Source organism: Massilia orientalis, from assembly GCF_030411975.2.
GTDB lineage: Bacteria > Pseudomonadota > Gammaproteobacteria > Burkholderiales > Burkholderiaceae_D > Telluria > Telluria orientalis.
Genome location: NZ_JASNRB020000012.1, coordinates 49,934 through 70,652 on the forward strand (window position 1 = coordinate 49,934; position 20,719 = coordinate 70,652).

Sequence of the window (20,719 nt, forward strand, 5' to 3'; positions counted from 1 at the left end):
TCTATTAGTTATGAAGCTTCACGCCGAAACGCAGCGCGATACCGAGGCCGATGGCCACGAGCGTGATGTTGATGAACGAGAGCGCGGCCACGAGGTCCGTCGAGCCGCCGGCCCACAGCGACACGAGCATCGCGCCGATCACCTCGGTGCCGGGCGACAGCAGGTACACGCCCGTCGAGTATTCGCGTTCGAAGATCAGGAACACCATCAGCCAGGCGCCCAGCATGCCGAACTTGATCAGCGGGAGCGTCACGTCGCGGGTCACGCGGCCGCGGCTGGCGCCCACGGCGCGTGCCGCCTCTTCCAGTTCCGGGCCCACCTGCAGCAGCGACGTCGACACGAGGCGCATGCCGTAGGCGAGCCACACGACGGAGTACGCGAGCCACAGCGCGAAGATCGTCGAGCGCAGCTGGCGCAGGGCCGGGATGACGTGCTCCGACAGCCAGGCGGCCACGCCGTTGTCCATGCCGTGCAGGATGCCGTCCAGCCAGCTCGGCACGAACAGGAACACCCACAGGAACGACAGGCCGGCCAGCAGGCCCGGCACCGCGCGCGGCACGAGGACGCTGTAGTCCAGCAGGCGCGTGACGCCGTCGTTCTTGCGGTGCATGGCCAGCGCGATCGCGGTATAGCAGGCCACGGCCAGCGCGCCGCCGATCACGCCGATCAGGATCGTGTTGACGATGCCGCGCACGAGCGACGGCTGCTCGAAGATGTCGCGGAAGTGCTGCAGGGTGAGCACGTCGGCCAGTTTCACCCCCTCGCCCCAGTACTGGACGAACGAGCGCAGCACGATGCCGGTCAACGGCAGCACGATGGTGACGGCGATCCACGCGCCCAGCACGGCGAAGGCGACCCACTTCCACTTGCCCAGCGCGAGCGGCTTCTGGCGCGCGCCCTTGCCCTTGATGGACACGTATTTGTTGGCCGACTTCAGGAGCCAGCGCTGGAGCATCACGAGCGGCATCGTCACGGCGACGAGGCAGACGGCGACGGCGGCCATCAGGTGGTACGACGGCGTGCCCAGTTTGTTGGTCAGCTTGTACAGGTAAGTCGCCAGCACGAGGTGGCCTTCCGGGTCGCCCAGCACGAGCACGAGGCCGAACACTTCGAAGCCGAGGAAGAACACGAGCACGCCCGCATACGCGAGGGCCGGCATGATCATCGGCAGCGACACGTTGAACATAACCTGCCACGGCGACGCACCCGAGACGCGCGCCGCTTCCTCCACGTCGGAGCCGAGGCTCTTCAGCGCGGACGAGGCGTACAGGTACACGTGCGGCACGTGCGTGAGCCCGGCGATGACGACGATGCTCGCGAACGAGTACACGTTCCACGGCACGAAGCCCAGCAGGTCGTGCGCCCACGTCGAGTAGAAGCCGACGGGGCCCATGGCGACGACGTAGCCGAAGCCCATCACCATCGGCGACACGAAGATCGGCACGAGCAGCAGCGGCGCGACGATGCCGCGGCCCGGCAGGTCGGTGCGGACCATCAGGAAGGCGAGCATGCCGCCCAGCGGCACGGCGATGGCGGCAAGGCCGCCGGCCAGAATGAGGCCGTTCTTGAAGGCGAGCCAGAAGTCGGGGTCATCGAAGATGAAGCGGTACGCGTCCAGGCCGAGCATCTTGTCGGGCATGAAGAACGGCGCCGTCAGGAAGCTCTGGTAGAAGATGAGGTACAGCGGCAGGAAGATGGCCACGCAGGTGAGCAGCACGACGATGCCGCGCGTCCAGTTGAAGCGCGGCGCGCGCACGGCCGGCAGGCTGCCGGCGTCGGCGCCCTTGGATTCCAGTGGCATGGTTGAAGTAGGCATGGGAGTGTCCGATAGAGATGGAGCCTGAGTCCGTCGTTCCCGCGCAGGCGGGAACCCATGCTGAGTGTCCTGGTCGGCTCAGTATGGGTCCCCGCGTCCGCGGGGACGACGGTTCAAGGGTTGGCTTACTTCTTGCCGGCAGTGGCTTTCCACTCCTTCAGGAACGCCAGGCGCAGCGCCGGATCGAGGTATTCCCCGACGGCCGGGCTGACCGGCAGCGGCCTGATGTTCTTCTCGCCGACCATCTTGATCAGGTCAGTGGACGTCGTTTCGCCGGTGACGTCGGCGCGGATCGCGTACAGCTTGGAGGCATTGGCGATGACGGTCTGGCCGCGGTGCGACAGCATGTAGTCGATCCACAGCTTCGACGCGTTCGGGTGCTTGGACATCTTGTTGATGAACTGGACGCGCGAAATGATCAGGGTGTAGTCCTTCGGCAGCACGACGCCCAGCGACGGATCGTTCTTGGCGCGCACGAGCGCGTAGGAACCCATCACGTTGTAGCCGATCAGGTTTTCGCCCGACGAGATCCGCTCCAGCATGGTGCCGGTCGACGACTGCACGCGCACCCTGGCCGCGCCGAACGCCTGTTCCAGCTGCTTGTATTGCGGGTAGGCGCGCGCGTCCTGCGTCATGAACATGAAGCCGACGCCGGATTTCTCGATGTCGTAGGTGGTGACCTTGTCCTGGAATTTCGGCTGCTGGATGATGCGCACGAAATCGGCGTGCGTCTGCGGGACTTCCTCGGGCTTCAGCAGGCGCTTGTTGTAGACGAAGGCGGCCGGCTCGAACGTGGTGCCGTAGGCCATGTCCTTCCAGACGGCCCAGCCGGGGATCTTCGCGGCTTCGACCGATTTATAGGGCAGCGCATAGCCGCCCGCGGCCAGCTTCATCTGCAGGTCCATCGCCGACGACCACAGCACGTCGGCCGTGTCGCCGCCGGCCGCGTTCTCGGAGAAGAAGCGGTTGTAGACTTCGGTCGAGTTCATGTCGTTGTACTCGACCGTGATGCCCGGGTACATCGTCTTGAAATCGGAGATCAGCGGTTCGGCGGCCTTGCTGTCGGTGGCGCCGTAGATCACCAGCTTGCCTTCCTTCTTGGCGGCGTCGATCAGTTGCTGGTAGCCGGCCGGGTAGCCTGCCGGGGCCTGCGCCTGCACCGGTGCGGCGAAGGCGAAAACGGCAGCTGCAAAGGAAGTGGCAAATGCGGTCTTCTTGAAATTCATGGTTGTCTCCTAGGGTGTTGTTGTCAGTGTTCGCGGACCAGGCTGAATTCCCTGGCCTGTCGGTTGTAATCGTTGATGGCCTGCTTGACCCAGCGCGTGAGCGCGTCGCCCGTGAGCGAGAACGGGTACAGGCCGGCCTGGCTGCGCAAAGCCGCGAAATCGGGGGTGGCCTGCACGCGGGCGAAGGCGTCGACCCAGCGGCGGTAGTCGGCATCCGGCACGCCGGGGCCCATCCACACGCCGCGGATCACGGGCCACACGATGTCGTAGCCCTGCTCGCGCGCCGTCGGCACGGACGCCAGCACGCCGGCCAGGCGCTTCTCGGCCAGCACGGCCAGCACGCGCACCTTGCCCGGGCCGGCATACAGCACCGCTTCCGATGCGTCGCCCGAAATCACCTGCACATAGTTCGCGCTCATCGCCGTGAACGTCTCGCCGCCGCCTTCCAGCGCGACGAAGCGCAGGCGCCGCGGTTCGATGCCGGCGTGGCGCGCCAGCAGCGCGACCTTCATCCAGTCCTGGCTGCCGATGGTGCCGGACACGCCGATCAGGACCTGCTGCGGATTCTTGCGGATCGCGTCCATCAGCTCGTCCAGGCTGTGCCACGGCGCGTCGGAACGCACCGCGATCATGCCGTAGTCGACGCCCAGCGCCGCGACCCAGCGCACGTCGGCAGCAAGCGCCTTGCCGAATTTTCCTTCGGCGAGATTCAGCAGCGAACCGCCCGAGAACGCGACGAGCGTGTCAGGCTCGGCGCGCCGCTGCGACACGAGGGTGTGCCACGCGACGGCGCCGATCCCGCCCGGCAGGTAGGCCAGTTTCAGCTTCGCGTCCGGCAAGGCCTTCTGGGCCAGCTTGCAGGTCAGGTCCATGGCGCCGCCCGGTTTGGACGGCACCACGCATTCGGCGTTGGCGCTGGCCGCCGCCGCTGCCGCGGACAGCGCCGCGGCGGTAAGGATCGAGATGGCGCGCTTCATGATGTTGCGGCCAGGGGTAGGTCAGAACCGGTACTGGATGCCGGTGGTGACGCCGGTCTGCGTCGACCCGAAGCCCGGATCGTCGCGCGACAGGCCCACGAGCTGGCCGTGGTCGGCCTTGGCATGCGCCACCGATGCGTACAGCCAGACGCGCTTGGACAGCGAGTACATGGCACGGCCCACGAGCATCGTCGGATCCGCGTCCTTCGCGGACGGCAGGTTCTTCGTGTTGACGTGGTAGACGGCGCCCGTCAGGGTCCACGGGTAGGCCGCCCAGGTGGCGCCGGCCCAGTAGGTGTCGCCGCGCACGTCCGGCGTGGCTGCCTTGCCCGACTGGAGCTTGTAGCCGCGCATGCCGGCCTGGTAGGTCATCGGACCCGCCTTGTACAGGGCGCCCAGGTGGAAGGCCGTCGTCTTGTCGCGGTCGCCGGTGGCGGCGAGCGTGTTGCCGTTGATTTGTTCGTACGACGCCATCAGGCCGACCGGGCCGCCGAACCAGGAACCGCCGACGGCGTACTTGCGGCCATCGGCCGCGCTGCCGGCCTGCTCGCCCATGCCGACGGTGGCGCCGTAGGTGAAGCCGCCCGTGGTGCCGGTGTACTTGATCAGGTTGTCGAACGCCGTCGTCATGCCGTACTTCGACGGGCCGGTGGCGTTGCTCGACGTCGCCCACGAATAGTTGGGCGCGAAGCCCATCGGGTCGAACTTGATGACCAGGTCGTAGGTCGTCGTGAACGAGCGGCCGATGATCACGCGGCCGAAGCCGCCTTCGAGGCCGACGTTGGCCTGGCGCTTGAACAGGTTGCCGTCCTGGGCGCCGGTGTCGAGCATGACGCCGCCTTCCAGGTTGAAGATGGCTTTCAGGCCGCCGCCCAGGTCTTCGCTGCCGCGGAAGCCCCAGCGCGACGTGTTCTTGCCGCCCGAGACGACGCGCACCTGGCTGCCGTCGCTGGCGGTTGCGTGGTTCACGTATTCGACGCCGGCATCCATGATGCCGTAGACCTGGACATTGGTCTGGGCGGATGCGTTCAGGGAAAGCGCTGCCAGGACGGCGAGCGCGAGGGCCGATTTCTTCATATTGTCTCCGTTGTTGTCATCAAGGCGGTCGTGTGCCGCTTCGTGAGACCAAGGATAGGTCCGCCAACCTTTCAATCAGCTTTCACTGAACCTTTCAATGTCGGGTGTTGTGGAAATCACTTAGGGATGGAGACACGAAGCGGATCGTCGCTTACACTGGCGCGATGCGAATCCTGTTAGTCGAAGACCACGTCGAGCTGTCGCACTGGGTATCCAAAGCCCTGCGCGACGCCAATCTCACCGTCGAATGCGCGGCCACCGGCGCCGACGCCGACGCGCTGCTGCACACCCAGGACTACGCGCTCGTGATCCTGGACCTGACCCTGCCCCGCATGGACGGCCTGGAAGTGCTGCGCCGCCTGCGGGCGCGCGGCGGCACGCGCGGGCGCACGCCCGTGATGATCCTGACGGCGCGCGGCGGCCTGGAAGAACGGGTGCAGGGCCTGAACCTGGGCGCGGACGATTACCTCGCCAAGCCGTTCGAACTCGCCGAACTGGAAGCGCGCGTGAAGGCGCTATTGCGCCGGAGCGTCGGCAACGAGGCGCTGGTGCACACGTGCGGGCAGCTCAGCTTCGACACGGTATCGCGCATGTTCGCCTACTGCGGCGAGCCGCTGGCGCTGACGCCGCGCGAGCACGCCGTGCTGGAAGCGCTGATCTCGCGCCCGGGCCGCGCCGTCTCGAAGGAAAAGCTGTTCGACGAAGTGTTCGCGCTGGACGACGACGCCAACCTCGACGCCATCGAACTGTACATCCACCGCGTGCGCAAGAAACTGGACAAGCGCCCGGACGGCGGCGCCGCCATCGCCACCCTGCGCGGCATCGGCTACCTGCTGCAGGAACGGCCGCCGGCCGCGTCCTGAGCATGCGGTTCCTGCCGGCGGCGACGACGAAGCTGGGCAGCCTGCGCGGCCAGCTGCTGCGCTGGCTGATCGTGCCGCTCGTGATCCTCGTGGCGGCCAACGCCGTCTCGCTGTACCGCGATGCGCTCGACGCCGCCGACATCGCCTACGACCGCTCGCTGCTCGCGTCCACGCGCGCGCTGGCGGAGCGCGTGTCCGTCCGCGACGGCAAGGTCGTGGCGGACGTGCCCTATGTGGCGCTGGACAGCTTCGAGACCGACACGCTCGGCCGCATCTACTACCGCGTGGGCGGGCTGCATGGCGAGACGGTGTCCGGCTACGACGACCTGCCGCCCGTCCCGAAGGACACGCCCCGCTCGGAACTGTATCCGGCCCTCGTGCGTTTCTATCACGCCGACTACAACGGCGAGCCGGTGCGCATCGCCGCCCTGCTGCAACCCGTGTACGACGATTCCATGCGCGGCATCGCGCTGATCCAGGTGGGCGAGACGCTGGACGCACGGCGCGCGCTGTCGCGGCGCATCCTGCTCAACACCCTGCTGCGCCAGGCGCTGCTCGTGCTGGCCGTGGCGACGCTCGTGTGGTTCGCCGTGCGCCTCGTGCTGCAGCCGCTGATGCAGCTGAAACAGGTCGTGGAGACGCGCGCGATCTCCGACCTGTCCGACGTCGACGAAGCCCTCGTGCACCGCGAAGTGCGGCCGCTGGTCGCCGCGATGAACGGGACGATGGCGCGCATGCAGAACCTGATCGCGAGCCAGCGCCGCTTCATCGCCGACGCTTCGCACCAGCTGCGCACGCCGCTGACGGTGCTCAAGACACAGGCCGAGCTGGCGCTGCGCGAAAACGACCCGGCCGCGATGCAGGCCATCGTGCGCTCGATCGCGGCGACGACCGATTCGACCGTGCACCTCGCGAACCGCCTGCTGACGCTCGCGCGCATCGAGCACGGCGGCGCGAACGCGGCGCTGGCGCCGGTGGCGTTGTCCGAGGTGGCGCGCCAGGTCGGACTGGAACTGGCGCTGCCGGCCGTCCAGAAAGGCATCGACCTGGCGCTGGAGGCGGAAGACGACGGCGCCACGACCATCGACGGCCAGGCGCTGCTGCTGCACGAACTGGCGAGCAACCTGGTCGACAACGCGATCCGCTACACGCCGCCGGGCGGCACCGTGCTGCTGCGCGTGCGGCGGCTGATCGGCGTCGTCGTGCTCGACGTGCAGGACAGCGGGCCGGGACTCGATCCGGCCGAATACGACAAGGTGTTCATGCCCTTTTACCGGGCGCAGGCGACGCTGGAGAGCAATCCGGGCGGCACGGGGCTGGGGCTCGCCATCGTGCGCGACATCGCCACGGTGCATGGGGCGACGCTGGCGCTGGACCGAGCGGAAAGCGGACGCGGATTGAAGGTCAGCGTGACGTTCCCGTTAGGCCTGTAACGCAAGTACGTCGGTCAATTTAATCTAGCGGTAGTCGTCCGGAGTAAGCCCGTATTTCTGCATCTTGTAGTACAGCGTCTGCTTGGGCACCCCGAGCGCCGCGGCGACGTCGACGACGCTCCCCGCCGCCCGGCGCAACTCCTGTTCGATGACGGCGCGCTCGAACGCGCCCACCTGGTCCGCGAGCGGCACCGGCGCCGCCGTGCGCGCGGTCAGCAGGCCGTCCGCGCCGCTGGACAGGCCCAGCACGAAGCGCTCCGCGATGTTGCGCAGCTCGCGCACGTTGCCGGGCCAGTCGTGCGCCATCAGCGATTGCATCAGCGGCCCCGGCACCGTGGGCGCGGCGCGCTTGTAGCGGGCCGCCGCGCCCAGCATGAAGTGTTCGAACAACAAGGGGATGTCCTCGCGCCGCTCGCGCAGCGGCGGCAGGTTCAGCACGATCAGGTTCAGGCGGTAGTACAGGTCGCTGCGGAATTTCTGCTGGTCGGACCATTCCTTCAGGTCGACCTTCGACGCGGCGATCACGCGCACGTCCACCGGCACCGGGTGGTTGGAACCGAGCCGCTCGACGTAGCGCTCCTGCAGCACGCGCAGCAGCTTGACCTGCAGCGACAGCGGCAGGCTTTCGATCTCGTCGAGGAACAGCGAACCCTTGTCGGCATGCTCGATCTTGCCGACCTGGCGCTTGGTCGCGCCCGTGAACGCGCCCGGTTCGTGGCCGAACACTTCGCTTTCGAAGATGTTTTCCGGGATCGCGCCGCAATTCAGGGCGACGAAATGATGCGCGCGGCGGCGGCTGAACTGGTGCAGGCAGCGCGCCACCATCTCCTTGCCGGTGCCCGTCTCGCCGTAGATCAGCACGTCGGCCGATTCGTCGGCCAGGTCCAGGATCAGGCGGCGCAGGTCGCGCATCGGGGCCGAATCACCCAGCAGCATCGCCTCGATGCCCTCGCCGTTCGCGATGCGGTGGCGCAGCGTCTCGACTTCCAGGATCAGGCGCCGCGTCTCCAGCGCGCGCTGCACCGCCTCGACCAGCTGTTCCGACGAATACGGCTTCGGGATGAAATCGTAGGCGCCGCCGCGCATCGCGCCGACGGCCATCGAAATGTCGCCGTGGCCCGTCACGAGGATCACCGGCAACTGCGCATCGATGGCCTTGACGGCGGCCATCAGCTCGATGCCGCCCATGCCGGGCAGGCGCACGTCGCTGACGACGACGCCCGCGAAACCGGGCTTTATCTGCGCCAGCGCCGGCTCGGCGGCGTCGAACGCCTCGACCTGGAAGCCGGCGAGATCGAGCGCCTGCGCGCTGCCCGCGCGGACGATGGCGTCGTCTTCGACGAGCAGCACTTTCATGGATTCGTACATGGTTGTCTCCTACTCCGCCCGGGGCAGATCGATGATGAACCGGGCGCCGCCCTCGGGCAGCGACTCGGCCCGCAGCCGGCCGCCGGACTCGCGCACGATCTGCTCGGAGATCGCGAGCCCGAGGCCCAGTCCTTTGCCCTGCGGCTTGGTGGTAAAGAAGGGTTCGAACAGGTGCGCGCGGACGTCCTCCGGGATGCCGGGACCGCTGTCCGTCACGGAGATCACGACGCGCGCCCCCGCGCCTCCCGCTTCGACGACGAGCTGGCGCGGATGACTTCCCGCCATCTCCATCGCATCGAGCGCATTGCCGAACAGGTTGACGAGGACTTGCTGCAGCCGGTTGCTGTCGCACAGCGCGTACAGGTCGCGCGGATGGGTCGCCATCCGGAATCCTACACGTTCCTGCGCGATGCGGCGCTCGACGAGGAACAGCGCCGCGGTGACGGCATCCGCCACCGGCACGGCGCTCGGCCGCGTGTCGGACTTGCGCGCGAACTGGCGCAACTGCCCGGTCAGTTGGCCCATGCGCTCGACCAGTTGCGAGATGGTCGTGAGGTTCGCGGAGGCGTCGGCGTGCCGGCCGCGCTCGATCAGCACGCGGGCATTGTCCGCCATCGTGCGCAGCGCCGTCAGCGGCTGGTTCAGTTCATGCGTGATGCCGGCGGAGAGCTGCCCGAGCACGGCCATCTTGCCCGCCTGGACCAATTCGCTCTGCGCCTTGCGCAACTGCTCTTCGGCCTGGCGCCGCACGGCGTTCTCGTCGCGCAGCTCGCGCGTGATCTGCTCCAGGCTCGCGGTGCGGTCGGCCACCAGGTGTTCCAGCTGGTCGTACGCGCGCTGCAGATCCTCGCGCGCCCGCTGGCGCTGCCGGCCCAGGCGGTGGCGCTGGCGCGCATACAGCACGAGCATGACCGCCAGCGCTTCCGACAGCACCGTCAGCAGCGCCGCCGCGCGGGCGCTCGCGCGGGCCGGCGCGAGGTCGGACAGGTACACCATCTGCCAGTTGCGCGTCACCAGCCCGCGCGACTGGCTCAGCATCGGCCCGGTGGCCGGCGGCGGTCCGGCGACGATGCGCGCGCGGGCGTCGAGCGCGCGCACCTCGCGCAGGCCCAGCGGCGTGAGCGCATGCGAGAAATACTGGCGCGACTGTTCCAGTTCCTGCCGCGCGGCCGGTGTCAGCGGCGCAAGCGTCCGGTATTTCCATTCGGGCACCGAACTCAGGAACACGACACCATGCGCATCGGTGAGCAAGGCCTTGCCGCCGGCCTCCGCCCAACTCGCCTCCAGGCTCTCGATGTTGACCTTGACGGTCGCCACGCCCAGCATGCGGCCCTCGTGATAAATGCCGCGGGCAAAGTAATAGCCGGGCTCGCCGCGGGTCGTGCCGACCCCGTAAAAGCCGCCCGGCATGCCCCGCAGGGCCTCGCGGATATAGGGCCGGAACGCGATGTAGTCGCCGACGTAGCTGTCGGGCGCGCGCCAGTTGCTGGCGGCCTGCGTCACGCCCTTCAGGTTGACGATGTAGATGCTGGTCGACCCGGCGAGCCGGTTGACGCGCTCCAGGTAGATGTTCACGTCCCGGCGCAGCGCCTCGTCGCCCGGCTGGCGCAGCAGCGCGATGACGTCCTTGTTCAGTTCGAACGTGCCGGGCAGGAAATCGTACTTGGCCAGCAGGTGTTCGAGGCCGGCCGCGTACGTGTCCAGCCGCTGCGCGCCAGACAGCCGCAGCCGGTCGATCGCGGCATCCTCGGCATAGCGGTACGCCACGGCCGCCAGCGCCGCGCACACCAGCAGCAGCATGAGCGACAGCCCCAGCCGCCGCGGCCAGCGGCCGGTCTGCTGCGGGTTGACGGTGGGTGCGGCTGCGGGCATGGCGGTCCTGGAATGTTTACGTTGTGCGATTAAAACACATGACGCACGCCCAGGTTGATGCCCGTGGTGCCGGTACCGGCGTTCGTGGCGTCGCCGACCGTGTACGCGGCGCCGCCGCTGTTGACGATATGGCCATACGCCGCGTACAGGTCGGTGCGGCGCGACAGGCTGTACTCGTAGCCGATCGCGGCCTGGCGCGCGTTTGCACCGCGGCCGGAATCGTCGTGGTGGACGATCACGGACGCGAGCACCCTGCCCGCGGCGCCGGCCTGCACGGCCGCGCCCAGCAGCGCGTCGCGGCTGGCGTGGCCCAGCACGTTGCGGTTGCGCGCGAAGGCTGCGTGCGCCGTCACGGTGCCGAAGCGGTAGCGGCCCACCAGCATCGTGTTGCGCTCGTGCGCGGCGCCCGTCGCATCGTTCTGCCGGTGATGCGTCAGCGCCAGCGTCAGCGGACCCGCTTCGTACGTGGCCGACGCGTCGAAAGTACGGTTCTTCGCGGCGTCGCCGGCCACTTCGCCCGCGCCGTACAGCACATCGGCGGACAGGCCGTTCCACTTCGGCGACTGGTACTCGACCGAGTTGTCGACCCGGCCGAGTCCGGGGAGGATGTTCTGCGCATTGCCCGCGAGGCCCGTGCAGAACGGGTCGGCGATGTCGCGCATGACCTTGTAGTACGGCGCGTACTGGCGGCCCAGGCTGATCGTGCCGGCCGCGCCGGACAGGCCCACGTACGCCTGGCGCCCGAACAGCAGGCCGCCCTGCGCGGCCTTGCCGGTGTCGATGTTGTAGCCGTTTTCCACCACGAAGACGGCGCTCAGGCCGTCGCCGAGATCTTCCTTGCCCTTGAAGCCCAGCCGCGAGCCGGACGCCACGCCGCTGCCGATGTTCTGCGACGAACCGGCGGCGCCGCCGCGGTCCAGCACGATGCCAGCGTCGGCGACGCCGTAGACTTTAACGAACGATTGCGCCTGCGCGCAGGTGGCAAACAGGGCGAGCGCGCACGCGCCGGCGCCGGCGCCGGCGATATGACGATATTTCAATGAAGTCTCCGTTGATTTGATTTGTTATGTGGTCAGCCGACTTGCGCGACGACGGGTGCGACCTGTTGCGGTTTTTCTTCCAGCGCGCCTTCCCAGTTGGCGACGACGGCCGTGGCGACGGCGTTGCCGACGGCATTGGTGGCCGAGCGGCCCATGTCGAGGAACTGGTCGATGCCCATCAACAGCAGCAGGCCCGCTTCGGGAATGTGGAACTGGTTCAGCGTGGCGGCGATGACGACCAGCGACGCGCGCGGCACGCCGGCCATGCCCTTGGAGGTCAGCATCAGCAGCAGCAGCATGGTGATCTGCGTGCCCAGCGACAGGTCGATGCCGTACGCCTGCGTGATGAACAGCACGGCGAAGGTGCAGTACATCATCGAGCCGTCCAGGTTGAACGAATACCCCATCGGCAGCACGAAGCTGGAGATCTTGCGCTGCACGCCGAACTGGTCGAGCGCCAGCAGCAGCTTGGGATACGCGGCTTCCGAGCTGGCGGTGGAAAACGCGAGCAGGAACGGTTCGCGGATCAGCGCCAGCAGGTGCAGCACGCGCTTGCCGATGAACAGCGAGCCGCCCAGGATCAGCAGCAACCACAGCGTCACGAGACCGAGGTAGAAGCCGCCCATGAACTTGGCGAACGTGAAGAGGATGCCCAGGCCGTTGGTGGTGATGATGGAGGCCATCGCCGCGAACACGGCCAGCGGCGCCATGTTCATGATGACGCCGGTAATGCGCAGCATCACCTGCGCCAGCTGGTCGATCACGGCGGTGAGACCGGCGGCGGCGGGGCCCAGCGCGCCCAGCGCGGCGCCGAAGAACAGTGCGAACACGAGCACCTGCAGGATCTCGTTGTTGGCCATCGCCTCGATCGGCGATTTCGGCACCAGGTGGGCGGCGAAGTCCTTCAAGGTGAACGCCGTGGTCTTCAGGCCCGTGGCCGCGTCGACCGGCGGCAGCGGCAGGTTCAGGTGCGCGCCCAGCTGCATCACGTTCGACAGCAACATGCCCAGGCTCAGCGAGACCAGCGACGCGATCACGAACCAGGCCATGGCCTTCATGCCGATGCGGCCCGCGGCGCGGCCGTCGCCCATGTGCGCGATGCCGACGGCCAGCGTCGAGAACACGAGCAGCGAGATGATCATCTTGATCAACCGGAGGAACACGTCGGTGACGATGGAAATGTGGGCGGCGATGTCGGCGCTGATCGTCTTGTCGGCGACGGTTTCATGCAGGCCGTAGCCGACCGCGGCGCCCAGCACCATCGCGATCAGGATGTACAGGGTCAGGGGACGCTTCTTTTTCACTTTGATCTCCAAGAATCGCGGCGTTTTACTGTCGCCGCGTGTTGTCGTGACCCGGCGGGAACCGGGTGCGACCACAACAGCAAGCCGCATGCCAGAGAGATCTTTGAAATATTTACGTCGTAAACTCCTGATTACAAATGTGTTTTATTTTGGAAACTGAAGTTGGCCGGCGCGGAGCGTCCAACTTTCGGGACGCGCTCGGCGGGGGCTGTATGAATACTTGGAAGGCGCCGCAAGGCCCTGTCTGCGGGGCCGGGAATGGCCTTACAATGCCGCGATATTCAACGGTGCGGGACGCGGCATGGAAACCAAATGGCTGGAAGATTTCATTTCACTGGTCGAGACCAAGAACTTCAGCCGCTCCGCGCAGTTGCGGCACGTGACGCAGCCCGCGTTCTCGCGCCGCATCCGCTCGCTGGAAAACTGGCTCGGCACGGACCTGATCGACCGCACCACGTTCCCCACCCGCGTCACGCCGGCCGGCATGATCTTCTACGAACAGGCGCTGGAAATGCTCGGGCAGATCAACGGCGTGCGCGAGATGCTGCGCAACAACCGCGTCACGGCGACGAAGACGATCGACCTGGCCGTCCCGCATACCCTGTCGCTCACGTTCGTGCCGAAGTGGCTCGCCGCGCTGGAACGCGACTTCGCGTCGATCAACAGCCGCCTCATCGCCCTCAACGTCCATGACGCGGTGCTGCAGCTCGTCGAGGGCGGGTGCGACCTGCTGCTGTGCTACCACCATCCGCGCCAGCCGGTGCAGCTCGACCCGGGCCGCTACGACATGCTGCTGATGGGCCGCGAGGCGTTGTGCGCGTATGCCCGCTGCGGCGCGGACGGCCAGGCGGAATACCGCCTGCCCGGCCGCAGGGACGCGCCGCTGCCGTTCCTCTCCTACACGACGAACGCCTACCTCGGTCGGATGGTGGACCTGATCCTCGCCGACGCGAAGCCCGGCCTGCACGTCGACAAGCGCTACGAGACCGACATGGCGGAAGGCCTCAAGATGATGGCGCTCGATGGCCACGGCATCGCGTTCCTGCCCGAGTCGGCGGTCACGCGCGAGGTCGCGCAGGGGCAGCTGGCGCGTGCCAGCGAACCGGGTCAGTGGGAGATCGAGATGGAGATCCGGCTGTATCGCGAACGGCCTTCCGATGCGCGGCCGGGCAAGCAGATCGTCGCGGAACTGTGGGAGTACCTCGTCGCGCAGCAGTCGGCGACGTGATGCTGGTGGCGGTGTTTGCGTCTGGCATGTCACATCGCTACTTGGCGCGCGCGTTGCAGACGCCCGCAGGCGTCGATGGCGGATGTGCCGGTGTCAATTATTCCGGCCGATCATCCCGCGCGAGCTACAACGGATTGACCGCTTGGCCAGTCGCCTGCGATTATCCGAATATCAGCCAAACCCTTTTTATCTGATATTCGGATATATTGACTTTATCTGTTACTCAGATAAAATCGACGTATCTGAATATCGGATATTTCCTATGTCCTCCGCGCCTGACTACCACACGCTCTCTACGGCGTCCCACCTCGGCCAGCTCCTCAAGACCACGCGCAAACGGCAAAAAATCACGCAGGCCGAGCTGGCTGGCTATGTCGGGGTCAGCCAGAACCGTATCTCGCACCTCGAGAATCACCCCGAGGAACTCAGCATCAGGCAGCTGCTCAGCTGGTGCTCGGCGCTAAAGCTGGAGCTCAAACTCGGCGAGAGGGACACGTCAGCGGCCAGCAACTCGGCGGAATGGTAATCATGGGCCGTCGCTCGCACAGCCAAACCCTCAATCTCTGGGCCAACGGAGAGTATGTCGGCCGCTGGACGGTCAATGCTGCCGGAAACTCGGAGCTGCAGTACGATGCCGCCTGGTGCGCCTCCCCGCGCGGCCGCCCTATCTCGCTGTCGCTACCCTTCAACCTGCACAATGAGCCGCTGAAGGGAGTCCGGGTCTCCCACTACTTCGACGGCCTGCTGCCCGACAGCGATTCGATTCGCAGACGGGTTGCGGCCCGGTTCAAGACGGGCTCCATTGACGCATTCGACCTGCTGGCCGCCATCGGCCGCGACTGCGTTGGTGCCCTGCAGCTGCTGCCGGATGGCGCCCAGCCGGAGGGTCTTGACCAGGTGGACGGCATTGTAGTCGATGACGAAGCCATCGAACGCCACCTGCTGGACATGGTGAACCCAGACCAGCGCGGCGGCCCACGGGACCCGGACGACGACTTCCGGATTTCTCTGGCCGGCGCGCAGGAGAAGGACGCGTTCCTGAGGTGGAATGGCAAATGGATGAAGCCGCGCGGCGCCACGCCGACGACGCACATCTTCAAGCTTCCAATCGGGCTGGTCGGCGGCCGCAAAGCTGACTTCTCGACCTCGGTCGACAACGAGTGGCTCTGCCTGCGACTGTTCAAGGAATTCGGCCTGCCGACGGCGAACGCCGAGATTGCTACCTTCGGCAAGCAGCGTGTCCTCGTCGTCGAGCGCTTCGACCGGGTGCGCTCGGCCAACGGTCAGCACCTGTTCCGGCTCGTTCAGGAAGACTTCTGCCAGGCCACCGGCGTGTCGCCTCTGGTGAAGTATGAGAATGAAGGCGGCCCGGACCTGAAGCAAATTTTCACCATGGTCCAGCAGTCGCAGCAGGCCAAAGAGGACATGCGCACGCTGATGGCGTCGCAGCTGCTGTTCTGGATGATGCGTGCGCCGGACGGCCACGCCAAGAACTTCAGTATCCAGCTGCTGGCCGGCACGGGCCGCTTCAAGCTGACGCCCATCTATGACGTGATGTCGGCCTACCCCGTCATGGGCCCAAGCCCGAACCAGTGGTCGGAATACGAAGTCAAAATGGCGATGGCCCTCCTCGGCAAGAACCGGCACTACCTCGCACGCGACATCCAACGAAGGCACTTCAACAGCACCGCGAAAAAGGTCGGCTACGGCGATAACGCGGAACCGCTGCTCCAGGAGTTCATCGCCCGCACGCCGGACGTCGTGGAGAAGGTCCGCGGTGAGCTTCCGGATGGCTTCTCGGCCGCCGTAGCGGACAAGGTTCTGGATGGCGTGCTGGCTGCGGCGCACGCGCTGGAAGCAATGCCGCCAAGCTAAGAACGCCCAACAAACGAACATCGAACGTCCATGCCATCCGGCGCCATTCGGTAAGCGCGATCATGACAATACTCTCGACCGCGACAACCGCTGTCGGCCCGCATAAACCACGCAAACACAGCCATGCTTTTTGCGCATGACCGCATGCGCAAGCAGCATTGGCCAGGCTCCGGCAGCCCATCCTATGATGCGCTCAGCCTTGAATCACACACGGAGACCTGCCATGAGCCACGACTACATCCCTTCCTACCTGAACCCGAACGACCTCGGCCCGTGGGGCCAGTACCTGCAACAGGTCGACCGCGTCGCCCCGCACCTGGGCGGCCTGTCGCGCTGGGTCGAAACGCTGAAGCGTCCGAAGCGCATCCTGACCGTGGACGTGCCGATCGAACGCGACGACGGCACCATCGCGCACTACGAGGGTTACCGCGTCCAGCACAACCTGTCGCGCGGCCCGGGCAAGGGCGGCGTGCGCTTCCACCAGGACGTGACGCTGTCGGAAGTGATGGCGCTGTCGGCCTGGATGTCGGTCAAGAACGCGGCCGTCAACGTGCCGTACGGCGGCGCCAAGGGCGGCATCCGCGTCGATCCGTCCACCCTGTCGAAGGGCGAGCTGCAGCGCCTCACGCGCCGCTACACGAGCGAGATCAGCATGCTGATCGGCCCGACGAAGGATATCCCCGCGCCGGACGTGAACACCAACGAACAGGTCATGGCCTGGATGATGGATTCGTATGCCATGATCGAAGGGAATCTGTCGACGGGCGTCGTGACGGGCAAGCCGATCTCGCTCGGCGGCTCGCTGGGACGCCGTGAAGCGACGGGCCGCGGCGTGTTCGTCGTCGGCCAGGAAGCGGCGGCGCGGCGCGGCGTGGCGCTGGCCGGCGCGCGCATCGCCATCCAGGGCTTCGGCAACGTGGGCGGCACCGCGGCCACGATCTTCGCGGATGCCGGCGCGAAGATCGTCGCCGTGCAGGATCACACGGGCACCATCGTGCGCGAAGACGGCCTCGACGTCGCGCAACTGCACAAGCACGTGGCCGAAGCGGGCGGCGTGAAGGGCTTCCCCGGCGCGGATGCGACGCTGGACCGTGACGCGTTCTGGGACATCGAGTCCGACATCCTGATCCCGGCCGCGCTGGAGCGGCAGATCACGGAGGACGTCGCGGCGAGGCTCAAGACGAAGATCATCCTGGAAGGCGCGAACGGCCCGACGACGCCGGAAGCCGACGACATCCTGGCCGACAAGGACGTCCTCGTCGTGCCGGACGTGCTGGCCAACGCGGGCGGCGTCACCGTGTCGTACTTCGAATGGGTCCAGGATTTTTCCAGCTTCTTCTGGACGGAAGACGAGATCAATGCCCGCCTCACCCGCATCATGCAGAGCGCGTTCGGCGCCGTGTGGGACGTCGCTCAGGAGAAGAAGGTGAGCCTGCGCACCGCGACGTTCATAGTGGCCTGCACGCGTATCCTGCAGGCGCGTGAAGTGCGCGGCCTGTACCCGTAATCTCGCGGAAGCTCGCGTGGCGCGCCTGCCGGTATGACGCCACGCGACTTCAAAAAAATCCATTTTTCACCGCACATTGCGCGGAGATAAGCATGCGTCGCGGCACATTCTCACATCGTTGAGCGACCGCAAGCATGCCTTCGGACATGATTTCTTGTGCGCCGCAGCACAGGTAAGATGTGCGGATGAAAACGACCGACTTCCCTCCCCCATCGCCCGGCGCGGACGACGCGCTGTTCGACCACATCGAGCGCCGCCTGCTGGCGCTCACCACCGCCCCGCTGCACGCGCCGACACAGGCGGAAAGCCGCTGCGTGGATGAATTCGCGGATGGCTTCCTCGGCCACATCGGCCTGTCTCCCATCCCGCTCGCGCGGCGCTGGCGCACCGCACCATGAGACGTAAAAAAAGCCGCCTGCCGTTCGCACGGCGGCGGCTTCGATTCGAGCGAGGACGATCAGCCCAGGCTTTCCAGGCGGATGCGCACCACCTTGCCCACGGTCGTCGCCAGGCTCTCGATCTTGGCGATCGCGGCGTTGACGTATTTTTCGCGGGTCTGGTGGGTGATGATGACGATGTCCGTGCGCGCCTTCTCGCCCGGCTCCTTCTGCAGCACGGCGTCGATCGAGATGCCGGCGTCGGCCAGGATGCGGGTCAGGTCGGCCATCACGCCCAGCTGGTCCTGCACGGTCACGCGCAGGTAGTAGCTGGTGCGGATCTCATCCATCGGCAGGATCGGCACGTCGGCCAGTTCAGTCGGCTGGAACGCCAGGTGCGGCACGCGCGAATACGGGTCGGCGGTCGCCAGGCGGGTCACGTCGATCAGGTCGGCGATGACGGCGGAGGCGGTCGGCTCGGCGCCGGCGCCCTTGCCGTAGTACAGCGTCGCACCGACGGCGTCGGCCTGCACGAGCACGGCGTTCATCGCGCCTTCGACGTTCGCGATCAGGCGCGCGCCCGGCACGAGGGTCGGGTGCACGCGCAGTTCGATACCCTCTTTACCGTCGACCGTCGTGCGGCGCGTGATGCCCAGCAGCTTGATGCGGTAGCCCAGCTGTTCGGCGTAGCGCAGGTCCACGGCCTGCAGCTGGCTGATGCCCTCGATGTGGGCGCTGCCGAACTGCACGGGGATGCCGAACGCGATGGCGGACATGATGGTCAGCTTGTGCGCCGCGTCCACGCCTTCGATGTCGAAGGTCGGATCCGCTTCCGCATAGCCCAGTTCCTGCGCCTGCTTCAGCACGGTGTTGAAATCCAGGCCCTTGTCGCGCATCTCGGACAGGATGAAGTTCGTCGTGCCGTTGATAATGCCGGCGACGGATTCGATGCGGTTCGCGGACAGGCCTTCGCGCAGCGCCTTGATGATCGGGATGCCGCCGGCGACGGCCGCTTCGAACGCCACCATCACGCCCTTGGCCTGGGCCGCCTCGAAGATCTCATTGCCGTGCAGCGCCAGCAGCGCCTTGTTGGCGGTGACGACGTGCTTGCCGTTGGCGATCGCCTGCAGCACCAGTTCGCGCGTCAGGTCGTAGCCGCCGATCAGTTCGACGACGATGTCGATGTCCGGATTGTTCACGACGGCGAACGGGTCGGCGACGACCTCGACTTCGCTGCCCACGATGCCGCTGTTAATGATCTTCCTTGCGCGTTCGACGTTACGGACGGCGACCATGCTGACCTCGATGCCGCGGCCGGCGCGGCGGCGGATCTCTTCCTGGTTGCGTTGGAGGACGTGGTAGGTGCCGGCACCGACGGTGCCGAGGCCGAGCAAGCCTGCTTTGATGGGTTTCATATGAATGTACTGTCTGCTGTCTGTCGTTCTCAGCGCGCGTGGCGGCGCCGGTAGCCATCGAGGAAGCGGGCGATACGGCCGCACGCATCCGTCAGGTCGTCGGAATTGGGGAGGAAGACCAGGCGGAAATGGTCCGGCGTCTTCCAGTTGAAGCCAGTGCCTTGCACCAGCAGGACTTTTTCCTCGGACAACAGCTCACAGATAAATTGCTGGTCATCGGCGATCGGGTAGATCTTCGGGTCGAGGCGTGGGAACATGTACAGCGCCGCTTTTGGCTTGACGCAGGTAACGCCCGGGATATCGGTCAGGAGTTGGTGAGCCAGGTCGCGCTGGCGAGCGAGGCGGCCGCCGGGGGCCACGAGGTGCGCAATGCTCTGGTGGCCGCCGAGCGCGGTCTGGATCGCGAACTGGCCCGGCGCGTTGGCGCACAGGCGCATCGACGCGAGCATGTTCAGGCCTTCGATATAGTCCTTCGCATGGCGTTTTTCGCCGGAGAGGACCATCCAGCCGGCGCGGTAGCCGCACGAACGGTAGTTCTTCGACAGGCCGTTCAGCGTGACGAACAGGACGTCGTCGGCCAGCGAGGCGAGCGACACGTGCTCCTCGCCGTCGTACAGAGTCTTGTCGTAGATTTCGTCGGCGTAGACGATCAGCTGGTGCTGGCGCGCCAGTTCGACGATTTCCAGCAGCACGTCGCGCGAATACAGCGCGCCGGTCGGGTTGTTCGGGTTGATGACGACGATCGCGCGCGTGTTCGGCGTGATCTTCTTGCGCATGTCGTCGATGTCGGGCAGCCAGCCGGCCTGCTCGTCGCAGACATAATGCACCGGATTGCCGCCGGCCAGGCTGACGGCCGCCGTCCACAGCGGGTAGTCCGGCGCCGGGACGAGGACTTCGTCGCCGCTGTTCAGCAGGCCCTGCATCGCCATCACGATCAGTTCGGAGGCGCCGTTGCCCAGGTAGATGTCGTCGATGCCGACGCCGCGGATATTCTTTTCCTGGGTGTAATGCATGATCGCCTTGCGCGGTGCAAACATGCCCTTGGAATCCGTGTAGCCGGCCGAGTTCTGCATGTTGAGGATCATGTCGCGCACGATCTCGTCCGGCGGGTCGAACCCGAACACGGCCAGGTTGCCGATGTTCAGCTTGATGATCTTGTGGCCGTCTTCCTCCATCTGGCGCGCGATCTGCAGCGCCGGGCCACGGATCTCGTAGCAGACGTCGTCGAGCTTGTTGGATTTCAGAATCGGTCGCAAAATATCACCTTGGAAATAAAAGCTGCGGAAAAGTGCCTGTTAAGCAGCCTGATCTGTAGCGCGTTGTTGCAATGCGAAAAATTCC

17 protein-coding genes are annotated in these 20,719 nt (G+C 66.4%); 7 read left to right on the forward strand and 10 right to left on the reverse strand.

Going from position 1 to position 20,719, the window contains the following annotated elements; genetic code table 11:
* Positions 1-4: 4 nt before the first annotated feature.
* The 4 genes from QPK29_RS19485 to QPK29_RS19500 form a co-directional block, all read right to left on the reverse strand.
* A complete protein-coding gene (locus QPK29_RS19485) occupies positions 5-1,801 on the reverse strand; it encodes an ABC transporter permease (protein ID WP_371770890.1) in 1,797 nt (598 codons plus the stop codon).
* Positions 1,802-1,941: 140 nt separating this feature from the next.
* Positions 1,942-3,042 (reverse strand): ABC transporter substrate-binding protein, encoded by a 1,101-nt coding sequence (locus QPK29_RS19490; RefSeq protein WP_056136795.1) that lies wholly within the window; start codon positions 3,040-3,042, stop codon positions 1,942-1,944.
* A 23-nt stretch (positions 3,043-3,065) separates the two neighbouring features.
* Positions 3,066-4,019 (reverse strand): tripartite tricarboxylate transporter substrate binding protein, encoded by a 954-nt coding sequence (locus QPK29_RS19495; protein WP_371770802.1) that lies wholly within the window; start codon positions 4,017-4,019, stop codon positions 3,066-3,068.
* A gap of 21 nt (positions 4,020-4,040) precedes the next feature.
* Positions 4,041-5,096, reverse strand: coding sequence for a porin (locus tag QPK29_RS19500; protein ID WP_371770803.1), 1,056 nt, complete (start codon positions 5,094-5,096; stop codon positions 4,041-4,043).
* A 164-nt stretch (positions 5,097-5,260) separates the two neighbouring features.
* On the opposite strand from QPK29_RS19500, the gene QPK29_RS19505 reads away from it, so the two are divergent.
* Complete coding sequence (locus QPK29_RS19505) at positions 5,261-5,959, forward strand: response regulator (protein ID WP_371767537.1); 699 nt, start codon at positions 5,261-5,263, stop codon at positions 5,957-5,959.
* Positions 5,960-5,961: 2 nt separating this feature from the next.
* On the forward strand, positions 5,962-7,392 hold the full coding sequence (locus QPK29_RS19510; RefSeq protein WP_056136789.1) for a sensor histidine kinase: 1,431 nt from the start codon (positions 5,962-5,964) through the stop codon (positions 7,390-7,392).
* A 24-nt stretch (positions 7,393-7,416) separates the two neighbouring features.
* On the opposite strand, the gene QPK29_RS19515 is transcribed toward QPK29_RS19510, so the two are convergent.
* The 4 genes from QPK29_RS19515 to QPK29_RS19530 are packed head-to-tail and all read right to left on the reverse strand — an operon-like array spanning position 7,417 to position 12,976.
* Positions 7,417-8,760, reverse strand: a complete 1,344-nt coding sequence (locus tag QPK29_RS19515; protein ID WP_056136787.1) for a sigma-54-dependent transcriptional regulator — start codon at positions 8,758-8,760, stop codon at positions 7,417-7,419.
* A 9-nt stretch (positions 8,761-8,769) separates the two neighbouring features.
* Entirely contained in the window at positions 8,770-10,632 is a 1,863-nt protein-coding gene (locus QPK29_RS19520; RefSeq protein WP_371770804.1) for a sensor histidine kinase, read from the reverse strand.
* Between the two features lie 29 nt (positions 10,633-10,661).
* The gene (locus tag QPK29_RS19525) at positions 10,662-11,672 is read right to left on the reverse strand and encodes a porin (protein ID WP_371770805.1); all 1,011 of its coding nucleotides are present in this window, start codon (positions 11,670-11,672) and stop codon (positions 10,662-10,664) included.
* A gap of 32 nt (positions 11,673-11,704) precedes the next feature.
* Positions 11,705-12,976 (reverse strand): dicarboxylate/amino acid:cation symporter, encoded by a 1,272-nt coding sequence (locus QPK29_RS19530; protein WP_160410304.1) that lies wholly within the window; start codon positions 12,974-12,976, stop codon positions 11,705-11,707.
* A 301-nt stretch (positions 12,977-13,277) separates the two neighbouring features.
* Between QPK29_RS19530 and QPK29_RS19535 the strand changes: the two genes are divergently transcribed.
* From QPK29_RS19535 to QPK29_RS19555, 5 genes are all read left to right on the forward strand, one after another.
* Complete coding sequence (locus tag QPK29_RS19535) at positions 13,278-14,204, forward strand: LysR substrate-binding domain-containing protein (protein ID WP_371770806.1); 927 nt, start codon at positions 13,278-13,280, stop codon at positions 14,202-14,204.
* Positions 14,205-14,346: 142 nt separating this feature from the next.
* Complete coding sequence (locus QPK29_RS19540; protein WP_400189805.1) at positions 14,347-14,730, forward strand: helix-turn-helix domain-containing protein; 384 nt, start codon at positions 14,347-14,349, stop codon at positions 14,728-14,730.
* A gap of 2 nt (positions 14,731-14,732) precedes the next feature.
* Positions 14,733-16,079 carry a type II toxin-antitoxin system HipA family toxin gene (locus tag QPK29_RS19545; protein ID WP_371770808.1) on the forward strand — a complete coding sequence of 449 codons (1,347 nt, stop codon included), beginning with the start codon at positions 14,733-14,735 and terminating at the stop codon, positions 16,077-16,079.
* A 223-nt stretch (positions 16,080-16,302) separates the two neighbouring features.
* Positions 16,303-17,586: a Glu/Leu/Phe/Val family dehydrogenase gene (locus QPK29_RS19550; RefSeq protein WP_371770809.1), complete on the forward strand. Its 1,284-nt coding sequence runs from the start codon at positions 16,303-16,305 to the stop codon at positions 17,584-17,586.
* A 185-nt stretch (positions 17,587-17,771) separates the two neighbouring features.
* Positions 17,772-17,984 carry a hypothetical protein gene (locus tag QPK29_RS19555; protein WP_056136775.1) on the forward strand — a complete coding sequence of 71 codons (213 nt, stop codon included), beginning with the start codon at positions 17,772-17,774 and terminating at the stop codon, positions 17,982-17,984.
* A gap of 59 nt (positions 17,985-18,043) precedes the next feature.
* Here the strand turns inward: QPK29_RS19555 and QPK29_RS19560 are convergent, their stop codons facing one another.
* A complete protein-coding gene (locus QPK29_RS19560; RefSeq protein ID WP_371770810.1) occupies positions 18,044-19,378 on the reverse strand; it encodes a homoserine dehydrogenase in 1,335 nt (444 codons plus the stop codon).
* Positions 19,379-19,407: 29 nt separating this feature from the next.
* Positions 19,408-20,634, reverse strand: a complete 1,227-nt coding sequence (locus QPK29_RS19565) for a pyridoxal phosphate-dependent aminotransferase (RefSeq protein WP_056136773.1) — start codon at positions 20,632-20,634, stop codon at positions 19,408-19,410.
* Positions 20,635-20,719 lie beyond the last annotated feature (85 nt).